The organism is Thermus sp. LT1-2-5 (assembly GCF_040363165.1).
In the GTDB taxonomy this organism is placed as follows: domain Bacteria; phylum Deinococcota; class Deinococci; order Deinococcales; family Thermaceae; genus Thermus.
Map to the genome: position 1 here is coordinate 115,116 of NZ_BSRG01000003.1, position 16,589 is coordinate 131,704.

General features: G+C 67.8%; 16 protein-coding genes. 10 read left to right on the top strand and 6 right to left on the bottom strand.

Annotated elements, in window-relative coordinates; translation table 11 throughout:
* Positions 1–65 precede the first annotated feature (65 nt).
* Genes hisF through ABXG85_RS04335 form a run of 5 tightly spaced genes read left to right on the top strand, consistent with a single transcriptional unit; the run spans position 66 to position 4,883 of the window.
* On the top strand, positions 66–824 hold the full coding sequence (gene hisF / locus ABXG85_RS04315; protein ID WP_353512499.1) for an imidazole glycerol phosphate synthase subunit HisF: 759 nt from the start codon (positions 66–68) through the stop codon (positions 822–824).
* Between the two features lie 4 nt (positions 825–828).
* Positions 829–1,455, top strand: coding sequence for a bifunctional phosphoribosyl-AMP cyclohydrolase/phosphoribosyl-ATP diphosphatase HisIE (hisIE, locus tag ABXG85_RS04320; RefSeq protein WP_353512500.1), 627 nt, complete (start codon positions 829–831; stop codon positions 1,453–1,455).
* Between the two features lie 18 nt (positions 1,456–1,473).
* On the top strand, positions 1,474–2,442 hold the full coding sequence (gene glpX, locus ABXG85_RS04325; protein WP_353512501.1) for a class II fructose-bisphosphatase: 969 nt from the start codon (positions 1,474–1,476) through the stop codon (positions 2,440–2,442).
* A 9-nt stretch (positions 2,443–2,451) separates the two neighbouring features.
* Positions 2,452–4,212 (top strand): adenosylcobalamin-dependent ribonucleoside-diphosphate reductase, encoded by a 1,761-nt coding sequence (locus ABXG85_RS04330; RefSeq protein WP_353512502.1) that lies wholly within the window; start codon positions 2,452–2,454, stop codon positions 4,210–4,212.
* The gene (locus tag ABXG85_RS04335) at positions 4,209–4,883 is read left to right on the top strand and encodes a DUF58 domain-containing protein (protein ID WP_353512503.1); all 675 of its coding nucleotides are present in this window, start codon (positions 4,209–4,211) and stop codon (positions 4,881–4,883) included. Before ABXG85_RS04330 ends, ABXG85_RS04335 begins: the two co-directional genes overlap by 4 nt.
* Here the strand turns inward: ABXG85_RS04335 and ABXG85_RS04340 are convergent.
* Genes ABXG85_RS04340 through ABXG85_RS04355 form a run of 4 tightly spaced genes read right to left on the bottom strand, consistent with a single transcriptional unit; the run spans position 4,854 to position 10,454 of the window.
* The gene (locus ABXG85_RS04340) at positions 4,854–6,716 is read right to left on the bottom strand and encodes an aldehyde ferredoxin oxidoreductase family protein (RefSeq protein WP_353512504.1); all 1,863 of its coding nucleotides are present in this window, start codon (positions 6,714–6,716) and stop codon (positions 4,854–4,856) included. The genes ABXG85_RS04335 and ABXG85_RS04340 overlap by 30 nt on opposite strands.
* A 54-nt stretch (positions 6,717–6,770) precedes the next feature.
* Entirely contained in the window at positions 6,771–8,024 is a 1,254-nt protein-coding gene (locus ABXG85_RS04345; RefSeq protein WP_353512505.1) for an ABC transporter substrate-binding protein, read from the bottom strand.
* 53 nt (positions 8,025–8,077) lie between these two features.
* Positions 8,078–9,211 carry a carbohydrate ABC transporter permease gene (locus tag ABXG85_RS04350; RefSeq protein WP_353512626.1) on the bottom strand — a complete coding sequence of 378 codons (1,134 nt, stop codon included), beginning with the start codon at positions 9,209–9,211 and terminating at the stop codon, positions 8,078–8,080.
* 49 nt (positions 9,212–9,260) lie between these two features.
* Positions 9,261–10,454, bottom strand: a complete 1,194-nt coding sequence (locus ABXG85_RS04355; RefSeq protein WP_353512506.1) for a carbohydrate ABC transporter permease — start codon at positions 10,452–10,454, stop codon at positions 9,261–9,263.
* Between the two features lie 30 nt (positions 10,455–10,484).
* Here ABXG85_RS04355 and tsaB point away from each other — a divergent pair, with 30 nt between their 5' ends.
* Positions 10,485–11,033 (top strand): tRNA (adenosine(37)-N6)-threonylcarbamoyltransferase complex dimerization subunit type 1 TsaB, encoded by a 549-nt coding sequence (gene tsaB / locus ABXG85_RS04360; protein WP_353512507.1) that lies wholly within the window; start codon positions 10,485–10,487, stop codon positions 11,031–11,033.
* Here tsaB and ABXG85_RS04365 read toward each other — a convergent pair.
* The gene (locus ABXG85_RS04365) at positions 11,030–11,683 is read right to left on the bottom strand and encodes a flavodoxin family protein (protein ID WP_353512508.1); all 654 of its coding nucleotides are present in this window, start codon (positions 11,681–11,683) and stop codon (positions 11,030–11,032) included. The genes tsaB and ABXG85_RS04365 overlap by 4 nt on opposite strands.
* 45 nt (positions 11,684–11,728) lie before the next feature.
* Positions 11,729–12,715: a lipocalin family protein gene (locus ABXG85_RS04370; protein ID WP_353512509.1), complete on the bottom strand. Its 987-nt coding sequence runs from the start codon at positions 12,713–12,715 to the stop codon at positions 11,729–11,731.
* 85 nt (positions 12,716–12,800) lie between these two features.
* Between ABXG85_RS04370 and ABXG85_RS04375 the strand changes: the two genes are divergently transcribed.
* The 4 genes from ABXG85_RS04375 (at position 12,801) to aspS (ending at position 16,521) form a co-directional block, all read left to right on the top strand.
* Positions 12,801–13,553 carry a TatD family hydrolase gene (locus ABXG85_RS04375; protein ID WP_353512510.1) on the top strand — a complete coding sequence of 251 codons (753 nt, stop codon included), beginning with the start codon at positions 12,801–12,803 and terminating at the stop codon, positions 13,551–13,553.
* Positions 13,538–14,854, top strand: a complete 1,317-nt coding sequence (locus tag ABXG85_RS04380; RefSeq protein ID WP_353512511.1) for a phospholipase D-like domain-containing protein — start codon at positions 13,538–13,540, stop codon at positions 14,852–14,854. The genes ABXG85_RS04375 and ABXG85_RS04380 overlap by 16 nt, the downstream gene beginning before the upstream one ends.
* Positions 14,841–15,140, top strand: coding sequence for a hypothetical protein (locus tag ABXG85_RS04385; RefSeq protein ID WP_353512512.1), 300 nt, complete (start codon positions 14,841–14,843; stop codon positions 15,138–15,140). The genes ABXG85_RS04380 and ABXG85_RS04385 overlap by 14 nt, the downstream gene beginning before the upstream one ends.
* A 112-nt stretch (positions 15,141–15,252) precedes the next feature.
* Positions 15,253–16,521 (top strand): aspartate--tRNA(Asn) ligase, encoded by a 1,269-nt coding sequence (gene aspS, locus ABXG85_RS04390; protein WP_353512513.1) that lies wholly within the window; start codon positions 15,253–15,255, stop codon positions 16,519–16,521.
* The last annotated feature ends 68 nt before the right edge of the window (positions 16,522–16,589 follow it).

Consider the following 16,589-nt stretch of genomic DNA (forward strand, 5'->3'; position numbering starts at 1 on the left):
CGGCCCTTCCCCGTGGAGGAGGTTTCCGCCCAAGCAGGCCTAAAGCGCCGCCACGAGCCTCCCCTATGAGCCTCGCCAAGCGCATCGTCCCCTGCCTGGACGTCCACGCCGGCCGCGTGGTCAAGGGGGTGAACTTCGTGAACCTCAAGGACGCCGGGGACCCCCTGGAGGCGGCCCAGGCCTACGATCAGGCGGGGGCGGACGAGCTCGTCTTCCTGGACATCTCCGCCACCCACGAGGAGCGGGCCATCCTCCTGGAGGTGGTGGCCCAGGTGGCGGAGAGGGTCTTCATCCCCCTCACCGTGGGCGGGGGGGTGCGCTCCCTGGAGGACGCCCGGAGGCTCCTCCTGGCGGGGGCGGACAAGGTGAGCGTGAACTCCGCCGCCGTGAAGCGGCCCGAGCTCATCCAGGAGCTCGCAGACCACTTCGGCGCTCAGGCGGTGGTCCTGGCCATCGACGCCAAGTGGCGGGGGGATTTCCCCGAGGTCTACGTGGCGGGGGGAAGGGTGCCCACGGGCCTCCATGCGGTGGAGTGGGCGGCGAAGGGGGCGGAGCTTGGGGCCGGGGAGATCCTCCTCACCAGCATGGACCGGGACGGGACCAAGGAGGGCTACGACCTAACCCTCACCCGGAGGGTAGCGGAGGCGGTGAACGTCCCCGTGATCGCCAGCGGGGGGGCGGGAAGGAGGGAGCACTTCCTCGAGGCCTTCCAGGCGGGGGCCGAAGCCGCCTTGGCCGCCAGCGTCTTCCACTTTGGCGAGATCCGCATCCCCGAGCTCAAGCGCTTCCTGGCGGAAAAGGGCGTAAGGGTACGGCTAGACTAGGAACATGGACCTAGCGGCCGTGCGCTTTGACGAGCGGGGCCTGGTGCCGGTGGTGGTGCAGGACGCCCGCACGGGGGAGGTCCTTACCCTGGCCTACGCCAACCGGGAGGCCCTAGAGGAAACCCTAAGGACGAGGCGGAGCACCTTCTATAGCCGAAGCCGCCAGGCCCTTTGGCGCAAGGGGGAAACCTCGGGGCACCACCAGGAGGTGGTGGAGGTCCTCTTGGACTGCGACGGGGACGCCGTGGTCTACAAGGTCCTCCCCCATGGCCCCGCCTGCCACACGGGGGAACAAAGCTGCTTCCACCGCCCCCTCCTCCAGGAAAGGGCCACCCCCCGCCTCGGGGAGGTTTTGGAAAGGGTCTACGCCACCATTGAGGAGAGGCTAAGGACGCTCCCCGAGGGAAGCTATGTGGCGAGGCTGCACCAGGGGGGCCTGGACCGCATCCTCAAAAAGGTGGCGGAGGAGGCGGGGGAGGTGATCCTGGCCGCCAAGAACCACGATAAGGGGGAGCTCCGCCACGAGGCCGCCGACCTCCTGTTCCACCTCCTCCTCACCCTGGCGGAGGAGGGGGTGAGCCTGGAGGAGCTCTCGGAAACCCTTTGGGCCCGGCACCGCCCCCAGGGCTAGCCCCTTTATGATGGAAACATGGAAATCGAGCGCCGGCTTGTCCTGGAAGTGGTGCGGGTGACGGAGCAGGCCGCCTTGGCGGCGAGCCGTTACGCCGGCAAGGGCGACAAGGAGGCGGTGGACGAGGCGGGCACCGAGGCCATGCGCCGGGTCCTAAACGAGCTCCCCATCCGGGGCACCGTGGTCATCGGTGAGGGGGAGATGGACGAGGCCCCCATGCTCTACATCGGGGAGGTGTTGGGCCAGGGGGGCCTCGAGGTGGACATCGCCGTGGACCCGGTGGAGGGCACCACCACCGCCGCCAAGGGCCTGCCCAACGCCGTGACCGTGATCGCCTTAAGCGAAAAGGGCGGGCTTTTCCACGCCCCGGACATGTACATGGAAAAGCTCATCGTCCCCCCGCCCGCTGCTGGGCTCGTGGACCTCACCTGGCCGGTTTCCGCCAACCTGAAGGCCCTAGCCCTGGCCCTGCAGCGCTCCGTGGAAGATCTGGTCATCGTGGTTCTGGACCGCCCCCGGCACGAAAAGCTCATCCGGGAGATCCGGGAAGCGGGGGCCCGGGTCAAGCTCATCTCCGACGGGGACGTGATCGCCGCCCTGGCCGCCGCCATCCGGGGCACGGGGGTCCATGCGGTCATGGGCATCGGCGGGGCCCCGGAAGGGGTCTTGGCCGCCGCCGCCCTGAAGTGCCTGGGCGGGGAGATCCAGGCCCGCTTCGTGCCCCAGAACGAGGAGGAGCGGGCGCGGCTTCGGGCCATGGGGGGGGACGAGCACCGGGTCTACCGCACGGAAGACCTGGCCCCCGGCCAGGAGATCGTCTTCGCCGCCACGGGCATCACCGACGGAGACATCCTGGAAGGGGTGCGCTTCTTCGGCGGGGGCGCCCGCACCCACTCCATCGTCATGGGCCACGCCACCCGGGTGGTGCGCTTTATCGACTCCATCCACCTCTTTGAAACCGGGGCCCGGGTGACCATCCGGGTCTAAACTGAAGGCGTGCCCAAGCCCTACCGGGAAGAGGAGGCGTATCGGCTTTCCCTGGAGTTTTTTGGGGGAGATGACCTTAGGGCAAGCGTCTTCCTGAGGCGCTACGCCCTGAGGGATAGGGAAGGGAGGCCCCTCGAGGCCACCCCCCCGGAGCTATGGCGCCGCCTGGCCCGCCACGCCGCCCGGGTGGACCGGGGCATGGAAGGGGCCTACCTCTGGCTCTTCCAGGACTTCCGCTTCGTCCCCGGGGGCAGGATCCTCTTTGGCCTCGGCAACTGGCGCAAAAGCACCCTCTTCAACTGCTACTTCCTCCCCATCCGGGAAGACTCCGTGCGGGGCATCGCCCGCTTTTTGGACGAGGCCATGCGCACCTTCGCCTACGGGGGCGGGGTGGGGACCAACGCCGACGTCCTCCGCCCCAAGGGGGCCAGGGTGGGCAACGCCGGAATGGAAAGCTCCGGGGCGGTGAGCTTCATGGAACTCTTCTCCACCCTGGCCGGGGTTATGGGGGCAAGCGGGGGAAGGCGGGGGGCCCTGATGCTCACCTTCTCCGACACCCACCCCGAGCTCTTGGACTTCCTGCGGGCCAAAACCGACCTCGAGCGCAGCAAAATCCGCCACGCCAACCTCTCCTTGCGGGCCACGGACGCCTTTTTGCAGGCGGCCCTGGCCGATGCGCCCTGGACCCTCTCCTTCACCACCCCCCGCCAACGGATCGCCGCCACCATCCGGGCCAAGGAGGCCTGGGACGCCCTGGTGGAGGCCGCCTGGAGCAGCGCCGAGCCCGGCCTTCTCTTCTGGGACCGGGTGCGCACCTGGGCCACGGCCCAGTACGGGGGAATGGAGGTGAAGGGGGTGAACGTCTGCGGGGAGGTGCCCATGGAGCCCTATGGGGCCTGCAACCTGGGTAGCCTCAACCTGGCCGCCTTCGTGAGGGCCCCCTTTACCCCGGAGGCCCGCTTGGACCTCGCCGCCTTGGAAGAGGCCACCCGGCTTGCCGTGCGCTTCCTGGACGCGGTGGTGGACCTGGGCAAGAACCACCACCCCGTGCGGGCCCAGCGGGAAGCCTCCTTAAGAAGCCGCCGCATCGGGCTCGGGGTTATGGGCCTCGCCGACATGCTGGCCATGCTGAGCCTCCCCTACGGCACCGAAGAAGCCCTCCGCTTGGCCGAGGAGGTCATGCGCCGCATCAAGGAGGCGGCCTACCGGGAAAGCGCCCGCCTGGCGAGGGAGAAGGGCCCCTTCCCCGCCTTCGACCCCCGGGAGCACCTCAAAAGCCCCTTCATCCAAGCCCTTCCCGAAGACGTAATCCTGGAAATAGAAAGGGGCCTAAGGAACGCCGCCCTCCTCTCCATCGCCCCCACGGGCTCCATCTCCATCCTGGCGGGGGTGACGAGCGGCATCGAGCCCATCTTCGCCCTCACCTACCTACGCCACGCCGGGGGAGCGGTCTTCTTGGCGGAACACCCTCTGCTCAAGCGCTACCGGGAAGCCACGGGCGGCGGAACCCCCGACTGGCCCACAGCCCACACCGTGGACCCCTTCCAACGGGTCCGGCTCCAGGCCGCCTTGCAGCGCCACGTGGACCAGAGCATTTCCTCCACGGTGAACCTGCCCAAGGAAACCCCCAAGGAGGTGGTGGCAGGGCTCTTCCTCCTGGCCTGGAAGGAGGGGTGCAAGGGGATCACCGTCTTCCGCGAGGGAAGCCGGGAGGAGGTGATTGAGCCCCTGCCCCCCGTGGGGGTCTGCACCTTCTGCCAGACGGCATGACCCGCTACCGCCTCGCCACCAAACCCTACCTCCCCTACCCCGGGGAGCGCCTGGCCCGGCGCAAGGGCCTGGGGGGAGAGTTTTACGAGCTCCGCCCCTACGCCCCCGGGGACGAGGTGCGCCGGATCCACTGGCGGGCCTACGCCAAGACGGGAAGGCTTTACACCCGCCTGGAAACCGCCCCGCAAAGGGCCCGCTTCCGCCTATTCCTGGACGAGAGCGAAAGCATGCGCCTCCACGGGAAGCTGGCCTACGCCGAGGCGGTGGCGGCCCTCCTCCTCAAGATCGCCCGCCAGGAAGACCCGCAAGCCCGCCTAAGGCGGGGCAGGCCCGGGGCCTGGGGGGCGGGGCGGGGAACCTTGGTCCTCCTCACCGACGGCCTGGACCCCCTGCCCTGGGCCCGGCTCCTCCCCCGGCGGCTGGTCCTGGTGCAGATCCTCTCGCCCCTGGAACTCGCCCCGCCCTTCGGGGAAGCCCTCCTAAAGGACGTGGAAACGGGAGCAACCCTCCTCGTGGGAAAGGAGGAGGTGGAGGGCTACCGGAAGGCCCTCACCGCCCACCTCAAGGCCCTCCGCCTCCTCGCCCTCCTCCGGGGGCGGTACGCCCTCCTTAAGGTGGGCGAACCCCCCCTCCCCGCCCTCCTACGCCAGGGCGTTTTGGAACTCCTCTAGGCCCAGGGCGGCAAGCCGCCTGGGGTCCACCCCTTCCTCCCACCCGGCAAGGCGGCGGTAGGCCCGGACGGCCTCCTGGAAGGCCCCGGGGTCCAGCCGGGCCTCCGGGTTCCCCCGGCGGAAGGGTTGGAAGAAGCGCTCGGGAAGCCGGTCCTCCTGGGGGGAAATCCCTTCCCGCAGGTTGAAAAGCCGGGTGAGGTGCAAGGTCCTCTCCCCCACCGCCAGCATCTCCTCCGGGGTGAGGCGCCAGCCCGTGGCGGCGTAGACCGCCTCCTGCCACTCCTCGGGGGTCCAGGGGACGAAGTCGCAAAGCACCAGGCTATTCACGAAGCCCCGCTCCCGGGTCTTGGTCCAGAGCATGCGGACCTTGGTTTCGGAGAGGTCCTCAATGGGAAGGGGCGGGAAGTCCTCCCCGTAGAAGCGAAGCTCCTTCAAGGCCTTGCCCTCCTTGGCGAAGGCGGTGTCGTGGAGGTTGTGGTTGTGGTCCGCCCCCGTGGGGCTAAGGGCGTAGCCCACCCCCAGGGCCCGCTTGTACCGGGGGTCGTGCATGGGCACCTCCTGGCCCTTCACGTGCATGGCCAGCTCGGGATGGCCGATGGCCTCCGCCAACCGCCTCGCCCCCAAGGCCAAAAGCGCCCCAAGCCGCCCCTCCTTGCGGGCGAGCTTCTCGATGGCGGCGATGAGGGCATCCCCGTGGCCAAAGCGCAAGCCCAGGCCCTCGTCGTCCAGATACCCCTTCTCCACCGCCTCCATGGCGCAGGCCAGGGTCACCCCCACCCCGATCACGTCCAGGCCGTACTGGTTGCAGAGGGTGTTGGCCTTGGTCACGGCGTACGGGTCGGTGACCCCGCAGGTGGAGCCCAAGGCCCCAAGCCCCTCGTACTCCGGCCCCCCGTACTCCGGGCGCACGTCGTACTTGCCCGTGCCCTCGATCTTCACCACCTGCTTGCAGCGGATGGCGCAGGCGTAGCAGGTGTCCCGCCCGATGCGGATGCCCAAAGCGTCCAGGCTGGTGCCGTCTAGGGCCTCGGCCCCTTCCAGAAAGCCATCCAGGAAGTTGTGGCTCGGGAGGACCCCCCGCAGGTTAAAGGGCTTCACCGTGCCCACGGTGCCCATGGTCACCAGGCCCGCCGCCCGCTCCATGCGCTCCTTGGCCATGCGCCGGGCCAGCTCCTTGAGGAGGGCGGGGTCGTGGTAGGGGGGAAGGGTTTCCTTCCGGGCCCGGGCGGAGACCGCCTTGAGGCGCTTGGCCCCCATCACCGCCCCCAAGCCCCCCCGCCCGGCGAAGTGGGCCAGGTCGTGGATCACGTTGGCGGTGAGGACCCCGTTCTCCCCCGCCAGGCCGATCTGGGCGATGCGGGTGTTCCCCCCGTGGACCTCCTTGATGAGGGCCTCCACCTCGAGGGGATCCTTCCCCCAGAGGTGGGGGGCGGGATGGATGGCCACCTCGCCCCCCTCCACGTGCAGGTAGACGGGGCTTTCCGCCTGGCCCAGGACCACCAGGGCGTCCAGCCCAGCATTCTTCAGCTCGGCCCCGAAGAAGCCCCCGCCCTCGGCGTCCCCGTACCCCCCGGTCAGGGGACTCTTGGCGGCCACGGTGTTGCGCCCCGAGCCGGAGATGGGGGTGCCGGTGAGGACCCCGGGGGCGAAGATGAGGGCGTTTTCCGGGCCCAAGGGGTCTGCCCCCTTGGGCACGTGCTTGAGGAGGAGGTAGGCAGCTAGGGCCCTGCCCCCAAGATAGCGCCGCCAAAAGGCCTCGCCATAACCCTCGTACCAGATGCGCCCCGTGGAGAGGTCCACGAAGGCCACGCGGTCGTGGTATCCCTTGGGCATGCCTTTAGTCTAAACCGCCCGCCCAGAGGGGCGGGCGGCCTAAGGGCGTTAGGCCTAGCGGGTCTTGCCGGAAAGGAGGTCCTCGGCCAGCTTTTGCGCCTTGTCCAGGGCCACCTTGGGGTCCACCTTGTTCAGGATGGCCTCCTTGATGGCCTGGCCCAGGATGTCAAAGCGGATCTGCTCCCACTCGGCCAAGGCGGGCTCGAACTTGGCGTAGCGGCTTTGGCGCACGATGGTGGCGTAATCGGGGTTTTCCGCCACGTAGGCCTGGTAAACGGGGTCCTTGAGGGCGGCCTCGGTTACGGGCACGTACCCCGTGGCCGTGGCGAAGACCGCCTGGGCCCTGGGGGTTAAGACGAACTGGAGGAAGTCCTTGGCCACCGCCTGCTCCTCCTTGCTCGCCTGGCGGAAGACCACGAGGTTGGTGCCCTGCACCAGGCCGAACCCCGCCTGCCCCTTGCCCTTCCCGGGAAGGGTGGCCACCCCCAGGTCAAACTTGGCCCCCTGGCGGTAGTAGGTGTAGCCGGCGGAGGTGTCCACGCTGAAGGCATAAGGGCCGGAGCCCAGGTTCTGGTTGATGTAGCCGGAGGTGATGGCCTTGGCCCAGCCCTCCTTCACCCCGTTTTGCAAGAGGGTGAGGGCCTCCACCGCCTCCTTGGAGTTCAGGACGAGCTTGCCGTTTTTCAGGTAGCTGCCCCCCAGGTTGAAGAAGAAGTAGGCGAAGGTGGAGGCGTCGGGCTGGAACCAATAGACGGGGCCCCCTTCCGCTTGGGAAAGGCGCTTACTGAGGGCCACGAACTCCTCGAGGGTAGCGGGCACCTTGGCCCCGTGCTTCTTCAAAAGGTCCTTGTTGTAGTAGAGAACCTGGATGCTCTTGTTAAAGGGCACCCCGTAGACCACGCCCCCGAAGCGCACGGCGTTCAGGAAGGCGAGGTTCACCCCCTGGAGCTTCACCCCCAAGGACTCGATGGGCAAAAGGGCCTTGGCCTCCAGGTAAAGGGCGATGTTGTTCTCGTAGGCCTGGGCCATGGCGGGGACCTTTCCGGCGGCGAAGGCCGCCTTGATCTTGGTGGAGAGGTCCCGGTACCCCCCTTGGGGCACGGGGCGGACGCACCGCCCCTGCTGGGCCTTGTTGAACTCCACCGCCAGGTTCTCCAAGGCCACCTTGGGGGCGCCGCCGGTGAAGCCGTGCCAGAGCTCGGCCACCACCTTGGCCTTGGCACACTGCTCCTTGATCACGTCCTCGGGTTTGGCCTGCTGGGCCAAGGCTAGCCCCAGAAGGGCTGCGAGCAACAAAACCCTCTTCATACGCCTCTACACCTCCGCTAGGAGTATACCGCCTGGCGTCAGACCAGGGTCAGCTACTTGAGCCCCGAGCGGGCGATGCCCTGGATGAACTGCCGCTGGGCCACGAAGTAACCCAGGATGACCGGGAGGATCACGAAGGTACTGGCGGCCATCAAGGCCCCGTAGTCCGAGCCCGCCTCGGAAACGAAGGCCTGGAGGCCCAGCTGCACCGTGCGCATCTCCGGGCTTTGCGTAACGATAAGGGGCCAGAGGAGGGCGTTATACGCCCCCAGGAAGGTGAAGATGCCGTAGGACACCAGGCCCGGTAGGGAAAGGGGCAAGGCGATGCGGAAAAGCTGGGTCAGGTACCCGGCCCCGTCGATCCGGGCGGCGTCAAAGAGGTCTTGGGGCAAGGAAAGGTAAAACTGCCGCAGAAGGAAGATGCCGAAAACGGAGGCCAGCCAAGGCACGATGAGGGCGTAGTAGGTGTCCAGCCAGCCAAGCCGGGCCAAAAGAACATAGTTGGGGATGAGGAGGACCTCCCCGGGCACCATCATGGTGGCCAGGATGAGGAGGAACACCCCCTCCTTGCCGGGAAAGGGCACCCGGGCCAGGGCGAAAGCGGCCAGGGCCGCCAGGAAAAGCCCCACCGCCACCTGGGTGAAGGCGGTGAAGAAGCTATTGAAGAAGTAGCGGCCCCAGGGCGCGGCCCGCCAGGCCTCGAGGTAGTTGTGGAACACGTACCCCAAGGCCCCCGGCACCGCATTCACCCACTCCAACCGCCACATCTCCCCCTGGGAGCGAAGGGCGTCCGGGGGCAGGGGCGGGGCCAGGGGCACCTCCTTGGGCCAAAGGACCACCAGGGGCAGGACCCGGAAGGACTCTTCCGTGGCGTTGGTGAGCCGGACCCGCCAAGCGCCCTCCCGGTACCCCACCTCCACCCGGGTACCGTCCGCCACCGGGTCAAAAAAGGCCCCTGGGGCGCGGGGCACGAAGGCCCTGGGGGGCTTTCCCGCCTCCCCGGGGAAGACGAGCTCTACGCTCCGCCCCGGGCCCAACCCCCCCCAGAAGGGGCTATCCCCGAGCCGCGCCGCCTTGGCCCAGTTTTGCGGCTTCATCCGTTCCGGCACCCAGATGGGCTTGGCCTGCAGGGCCTCCTGGGGGCTTTTGAGGCTGGTGGCCAGCATCCAGTAGAAGGGGAAGGCCATCCCCAACCCCCCAGCCAGGAGGAGGAGGTGGACCAGGAGGGAAAAGGCCCTAGATCTCATAGTTCACCCGCCGCTCTAAAACCCGCCGCTGCACCAGGGTGAGGACCAGGATGAGCAGGAAGGTCACCATGGCGATGGCGCTAGCGTAGGAGAAATCGGAGTCGCGGAAGCCCTTGTTGTAGAGGTAGAAGGCCAGGGTCAAGGTGTCCTGCAACACCCCGCCCGTGGGGGTCAGAACGTAGACCTGGGTGAAGACCTGGAAGGCCCCGATCACCCCCAGGGTGAAGAGGAAGAAGGTGGTGGGGGAAAGGAGGGGCCAGGTGATGAGGCGGTGTTGCTGGAAAAAGTTGGCCCCGTCCAGCTCCGCCGCCTCGTAGTACTCCTTGGGGATGGCCTGAAGCCCCGCCAAAAGGATCACCACCTGGTACCCCAGGAAGTGCCAGACGCTCATGGCCATCACCGCCACGAAGGCCAGGCTCGGCCCCGCCCAAAAACCCTGGGGCTCGAGGCCCAAGGGCTTAAGGAGAAGGGCGAAGACCCCGGTGGGGGTGTTGAGCCAGTCCAGGCCCGGGGTGCCAAGGAGCCAGTTCAGAAAGCCAAACTCGGGGTGGTAGATCCAGCGCCACACCGCCGCCGCCGCGGTGAGGGCGGTGATGTAGGGGAGGAAGTAAAGGGTGCGGTAAAACCCCTGGAAGGCCACCCCCGTGTTCAGGAGGATGGCGATGGCGGTGGCCAAAAGAAGCCCCGTGGGCACGGTGAAGAGCACGTACCAGAAGGTGTTGCCCAGGGCCCGCCAAAAAAGGGGGTCCTTGAGGAGGATCTGGTAGTTCTCAAGCCCGGCGAAGGCCGCCGGGCGCAGGAAGTTCACCTTCTCAAAGAGGCTTAAGTAGAAGGCGTAAAAGGTGGGAAAGACCTGCCAAACCAAAAGAAGCGCCAAGGCGGGCCAGACCAAGGCCCACCCGTAAAAGGCGGCCTGCTCTTTCTCCCCCATGCGCCGGCCAAAGAGAAGGGCGAAGGCCAGGGGGGCGAGGACGGGCGCAAGGGGAAACCAAGGGGCGAGAAGCCCAAAAAGCAAAAGCGCATGGCGCAGGCCAAAGCGGAGGCCATAAAGGGCCAAGGCGCCGTAGGCGAGAAGGCCCAGGGAAACCACAAAGCCGGGCGCAAAGCGAAGCCTTTCCGCCAGCACCGCCAAGGCCAAAAGGGCCCCCAAGGAAAGGAGAAGGTATAACGGGTACCCCCGCATCCCGTGCCGGAGTATACCAACCCCCTTAGGATGGAAGGCGTGTGGACCCTGACCCTGGACACCGCCACCCCCTATTTGGCCCTGGGCGTCTTCCAGGGCGAGGAGGGGGTGGGCCGGGTGGTGCGCCTGGGAAGGCGGCATGAGGAAGCGCTTTTCCCGCTCTTAGACGAGGTCCTGGCCGAGGTGAGGGCGAGGCGGGAGGACATCGGCGCCCTGGTCCTGGGCACGGGCCCAGGCTCCTACACGGGCCTCCGCATCGCCTTGGCCGCGGGGCTCGGGGTGGCCCTGGCCCAAGGGGCTAAGGTCTACGGGGTAAGCTCCCTCCTGGCCGCCTGCTGGCCCTTTTTGGCGGAGGGTGGGCCTCCCCTCACCCCCCTCTTCACCGCCAGGAACCGCCTCTACTACGGGGCCACCTACGCCAAGCGGGAAGGCAGGCCCCTGGTGCTAACCCCCCCCAGGAAGCTCACGGCGGAGGAGCTTCCCCAAACGGGCCTTCTCCTGGACCCTCCCCCGGACCCCTGGGCCCTTTATGCCCTCAAGCCCTTCGCCCAGGAAGGGGTGGAGCCCCTCTACCTCTAATCCGCCACCACCCCCGGCAGGCGGGGAACCCGGTAGACGTAGCTGGGAAGGGGCTCTTGGAACGGGGTTCCCCGGAGCCTTTCGGCCATGAGGACCAGGTTCTCCCCGGCGATGCGGGCGTCTTCCACCAGCTCCCGGTTTTCCTTGAAGGTGCGAAGCCCCCGCCGATGGGCATACACCAGGCCCAAGGGGGCGAGGACGAAGCCCATGTAGGAAAGGGGCAAAAGCATCTGGCTCAAGGCCTGGCTCGCCCCCTCCTCCTCGGCCACGGCCAAGAGGGCCATGGGCTTGCCCAGGTTCAAAAGCCCCTGGTTCTCCATGGAGGTCATCCGCTCCAAGAGGGCTTTCATCCGGGCGGAAACGCTAAACCAGTACACGGGGGTGGCGAAGACCACGGCGTCGGCGTTCAGGATCCGCTCCGCCACCTTGCCAAACCCGTCCCAGGGCCCCTGCACGCAGGTTTCGGGGCCGCAGGAGGAAGGGTCTTGGGAGTAGTTCCCCACGCACAAGGGAAAGGGGTGCTTCACCAAATCCAGGCGCTCCGTGAGTGCTCCCTTGCGCCTGGCCGCCTCCAAAACCTCGTCTAGAAGCTCCGCCGTAAACCCGTCCGTCCGTGCCGATGCGTTGACGCCGAGCACGCGTAAACTCATAAATATCACCCAGGCACTAAACCTCTTTTAGTATAGCAGACGCATTTAAGGGCGGAAGGCCCCCGCCACAAACTCCCCCATCCCCCGGGCCCGCACGGGGTAGCCCTTTAGCCTGCCCTCCCCCGCCACGGGGCCTTCCCAGTAGGCCACCCGGGTGGTGCGGGAGAGGATCTCCCCCTCCCGGAAAAAGGGGCGCAGGGTGAGGTCCAGGGCCGGCCCCTCTAGGCGCCAAGAAAGGGTGTAGACCCGGCCCGAGGGGCTCCGCCAGGCCTCCAGGGGCAGGAAGGCCAGGTCCACCGCCTCCACCCGCCCCAAGGGGTCCACCCGGCTTCCCAGGACCTGCACCACCCGGCCCCGGGCGTCTTTCACCTGGTAGGCCATGAGCTCGGAGCCGTCGGAGAGGTGGAGGCCGAACCAGTCCCAGGTAGCCTCTAGGCCGGAAAGCTGCTCCCCCCATTGGTGGTCCAGCCAGGCCTCCCCGGCCACCTCCTCCCCCAAGACCCTCCCCCAAGCCCGGGCCCGGGTGTAGGACTGGTAGTACATCCGCCCCGTCTCCTCCGTGCCCGAGTAGCCCGGGGGGTGGACCACGGGGGGCTTTTCCGGGAGGAGGAAAAGGGCCAAGGGGCCCGTCTGGAGGGCAAAACCTTCCCCTTCCCGCTCAAAGCGCCAATCCCCCACCCAAAGCCGCGGCCCCGGCTCCGCCCGGCCCCGGGAGGAGAGGAGGTCCTGATCCGCCACCTCCAGAAACCGCCTTTCCCCCGTGCCCAGGTGGGTGAGGGCCAGGTGGGCGGCGTGGAAGGGGCCGAAAAGGCTTCCCGGCAGGCCCAGGATGCGGTAGGCAGGCGGGGGGTAGGCCTTGAAAAAGGCGAAGTGGAAGGCGTAGGGCCCGGCGAAGCCCGAGGCGTACCACCACTCCAAGGGAGCCGGCTTGGGGTCCCAGTCCCCGGGGTCGGGAAGCCGTCCGGGGTCCACCCCCAAGAGGGCGGGGGCGCAGGCAGAAAGGAGGAGAGCGAGAAGGAAGAACCGCTTCATAGGTGGCCTCCCTTTCAGGATACAAGGGGAGGTACAAGGCCCCCGTGGCCCAGCCGACAAAGCCCCTCGGGCTAAGCTAGTCCCCATGACGGACACCCACGCCCACCTGGACTTTCTGGAACCCGAGGAGCTGGAGGAGGCCAAGGCCCACCTGGGCGAACTCAAGGCGGTCCTCACCCTGGGGGTGGACCCAAGCCGCTGGGAGAGGACCCTGGCCCTAGCCCAAGGCAACGTGTACGCCGCCCTCGGCCTCCATCCCACCAGCGCCCACCTCCTCTCCCCCGAGGTGGAGGAGGCGTTGCGCCACTACGCCCGCCACGGGCGGGTCAGGGCCATCGGGGAAACCGGCTTGGACTACTACTGGACCCCGGAGACCAAGGCCGCCCAGCACAAGGCCCTGGACTTCCAGGCGGCCTTGGCGGAGGAGCGGGGACTCCCCTTGGTCCTCCACGTGCGGAGCAAGGACGCAAGCGCCGAGGAGGACCTCGCCGCCTGGCTCCTCCTCCACCGCCCCAAGCGGGCCGTGCTCCACGCCTTCGGGGGGCACCCCGCCTTGGAGTGGGCGGGCCTCGAGGTGGGGGCCTACTTCAGCTTTGCCGGCCCCCTCACCTACAGGAAAAACGAGGCCCTCCGGGAGGTGGCGAAACGCCTCCCCGAGGACCGCCTCCTGGTGGAAACCGACACCCCCTTCCTCCCCCCCGAACCCCACCGGGGCAAGCGCAACCGCCCCCACTATGTGCGCTTCACCCTGGCCAAGCTAGCGGAGGTGCGGGGGCTAACCTTGGCCGAGGCGGAGGCCCTCACGGACCAAAACGCCCAGGTATGCTTTGGGTGGTGATGCGAAGGCTCCTCTTTACCCTAATCTTTCTCCTCCTCGCCGCCCTGGCGGCGCCCCGGCTGGTGGTGGAGCCCGAGGACGGGGTGGCGCCCCTCTTGGACCTCATCCGCGCCGCCAAGACGGAGATCCTGGTCAAGGCCTACCTCTGGACCCCAAGCCGCATGGACGTGGTGGAGGCGTTGGGGGAGGCGGTGGCCCGGGGGGTCAAGGTGCGGGTCCTCCTGGAGCGGGAGCCCTCGGGCGGACGGGCGGACCTCACGGTCTACCAGGCCCTGAAGGAACGGGGGGTGGAGGTGCGCCTCACCACCCCCTTCCGCTTCGTCTTCGTCCACGAGAAGAGCCTGGTGGTGGACCGCAAGTGGGCCTGGGTGGGGACCATGAACTTCACGGGAAGCTCCTTTGGGGCCAACCGGGAGTACGCCCTCATCCTGGACGACCCCAAGCAGGTGGCGGAGGTGGCCCGGGTCTTCGAGGCGGACTGGAAGGGGGAGCGCCTGGACCTCTCCCGGTCCCTCCTCGTCTGGGCCCCAAGCCGCGTCTTGGGCGGGGTCAAGGAGGGGAACGCCCGCGAGGTCCTCCTTTCCCTCATCCAAGGGGCCAAGCGCGAGCTCTTCCTAGAGCACCAGGCCATGGCGGACCCGGAGGTGGTGGCCGCCCTGAAAGCGGCCTTGGCCCGGGGGGTCAGGGTGCGCCTGGTGGGAAGCCCCGCCGAGCCTGGGGACACCTACTTCCTGGCGGGGGCAGAGGCCCTCAAGGCGGCAGGGGCCGAGGTGCGCTTCCTCCCCGACCCCTACGTCCACGCCAAGGTGCTGGTGCAAGACGGGGAGGTGGCCCTTTTGGGAAGCCTCAACCTGAGCGCCAACTCCCTAAACGCCAACCGCGAGCTCGCCGTGCGCCTTTCCCGCAAGGAGGCCCCGGAGGCCTTCGCCCGCCTCCTGGCGGTGATGGAAAAGGACTTCCAAGCGGGGCTAAAGGAAAACCCCTTCGCCCTGCCCGAGGTGGAAGGGACCATCCCCTGGCAGGAAGCCCCCCGGTATTTCGGCCGGGTGGCCCGGGTGGAAGGGGTGATCCAGCGGGTGGAGGACCGGGGCACCGTGGCCTTCCTCCACTTCGGCACGGGGGAAAGCGACCTGCGCCTGGCGGTCTTCCCGCGCAGCTATGGCCTTTTCCAACAGCCCTTCCCCCAAAGCTATCTGGGCAAGAAGGTGCGGGCCAAAGGGCGCATCGTCCTCTACGCTGGCTACTACGAGATTGTCTTGGAAGGCCCCGAGGCCCTCGAGGTCCTGGATGGAAGCCCTTAAGGCCTTGGGCTACGAGGTGAGCCCCATCGAAGGGGGGTGGTATGGGGAAAAGCGCTGGGGCGGCGTGGTCTACCAGGTATTCTACGGGGAAGGGGGGGACCTTAGGCTTCGCCGGCGCCGCTTTCTCCGGGAGGAAGCCGGCCCCAAGACCCTGGCCGGGGTGGCGGGGGAGTGGGTGGCCCGCCTAGAGGTGGAGGAAAACTTCTTCGCCGTGGCGGAGCCCGAGGCGCTTCCCGAGCTGGTGGTGGCCTTCGAGCGGCTTGACCTCCCCCAGGAAAGCCCCTAAACTTAGGCGCAACATGCGCCGGCGCTTGCTTAACAACAGCTAGCTGGGGGGCGGCGCACCCGACCCCCCCGGTCCCCATGGCCGGGGGGGTTAGCGCTATAGGGAGGGAAGGATGCGCGTACTGGTGAAGGACCTAAAGGAGCACGTGGGCAAAGAGGTGGAGCTTCTAGGCTTTCTCCACTGGCGCCGGGACCTGGGGAAGGTGCAGTTCCTCCTCCTGCGGGACCGAAGCGGGGTAGTGCAGGTGGTCACGGGGGGCAGGAAGCTTCCCCTACCCGAGTCCTCCCTCCGGGTGCGGGGGGTGGTGGTGGTAAGCCCCAAGGCCCCGGGGGGCCTCGAGGTCCAGGCCCGGGACCTGGAGGTCCTCTCCCCCGCCCTGGAACCCACCCCGGTGGAGATCCCCAAGGAGGAGTGGCGGGCCCACCCCGACACCCTCCTGGAATACCGTTACGTGACCCTAAGGGGGGAAAAGGCCCGCGCCCCCCTTAAGGTCCAAGCCGCCTTGGTGCGGGGCTTCCGCCGCTACTTGGACCGGCAGGACTTCACGGAGATCTTCACCCCCAAGGTGGTGCGGGCCGGGGCGGAAGGGGGCTCGGGGCTTTTCGGCGTGGACTACTTTGAACACCGGGCCTACCTGGCCCAGTCGCCCCAGCTCTACAAGCAGATCATGGTGGGGGTGTTCGAGCGGGTCTACGAGGTAGCCCCGGTGTGGCGCATGGAGGAGCACAACACCAGCCGCCACCTGAACGAGTACCTCTCCCTGGACGTGGAGATGGGCTTCCTCAGGGGGGAAGAAGACCTCATGCGCCTGGAGGAGGAGCTCCTTCAGGAAATGTTGGAGGAGGCCCTCACCAGCGCGGGGAACGAGATCCGGCTCCTCGAGGCCGAGTGGCCCTCCATCCCCAAGGACATCCCCCGCCTAACCCTGGCGGAGGCCCGCCGCCTCCTCAAGGAGGAGCTCGGCTACCCCGCCGGGCAGGACCTCTCCGAGGAGGCGGAGCGCCTTTTGGGCCAGTACGCCAAGGAGCGCTGGGGTACGGACTGGCTCTTCCTCACCCGCTACCCCAAGGCGGTGCGCCCCTTCTACACCTACCCCGAGCCCGACGGCACCACCCGGAGCTTTGACCTCCTCTTCCGCGGCCTGGAGATCACCTCGGGAGGCCAGCGCATCCACCGCTACGAGGAGCTTTTGCGAAGCCTAGAGGAAAAGGGCATGGACCCCGAGGGCTTCAAGGGGTACCTGGAGGTCTTCAAGTACGGCATGCCCCCCCATGGGGGCTTCGCCATCGGGGCGGAAAGGCTCACGCAAAAGCTCCTGGGCCTGCCCAACGTGCGCTACGCCCGGGCCTTTCCCCGAGACCGCCATCGGCTTACCCCCTAGTTCAAAAACACATGTTGACGGAAAAGGGGGTTTCATATAAGGTAAAGTTTGTGCTCTTTGGTCGGGCC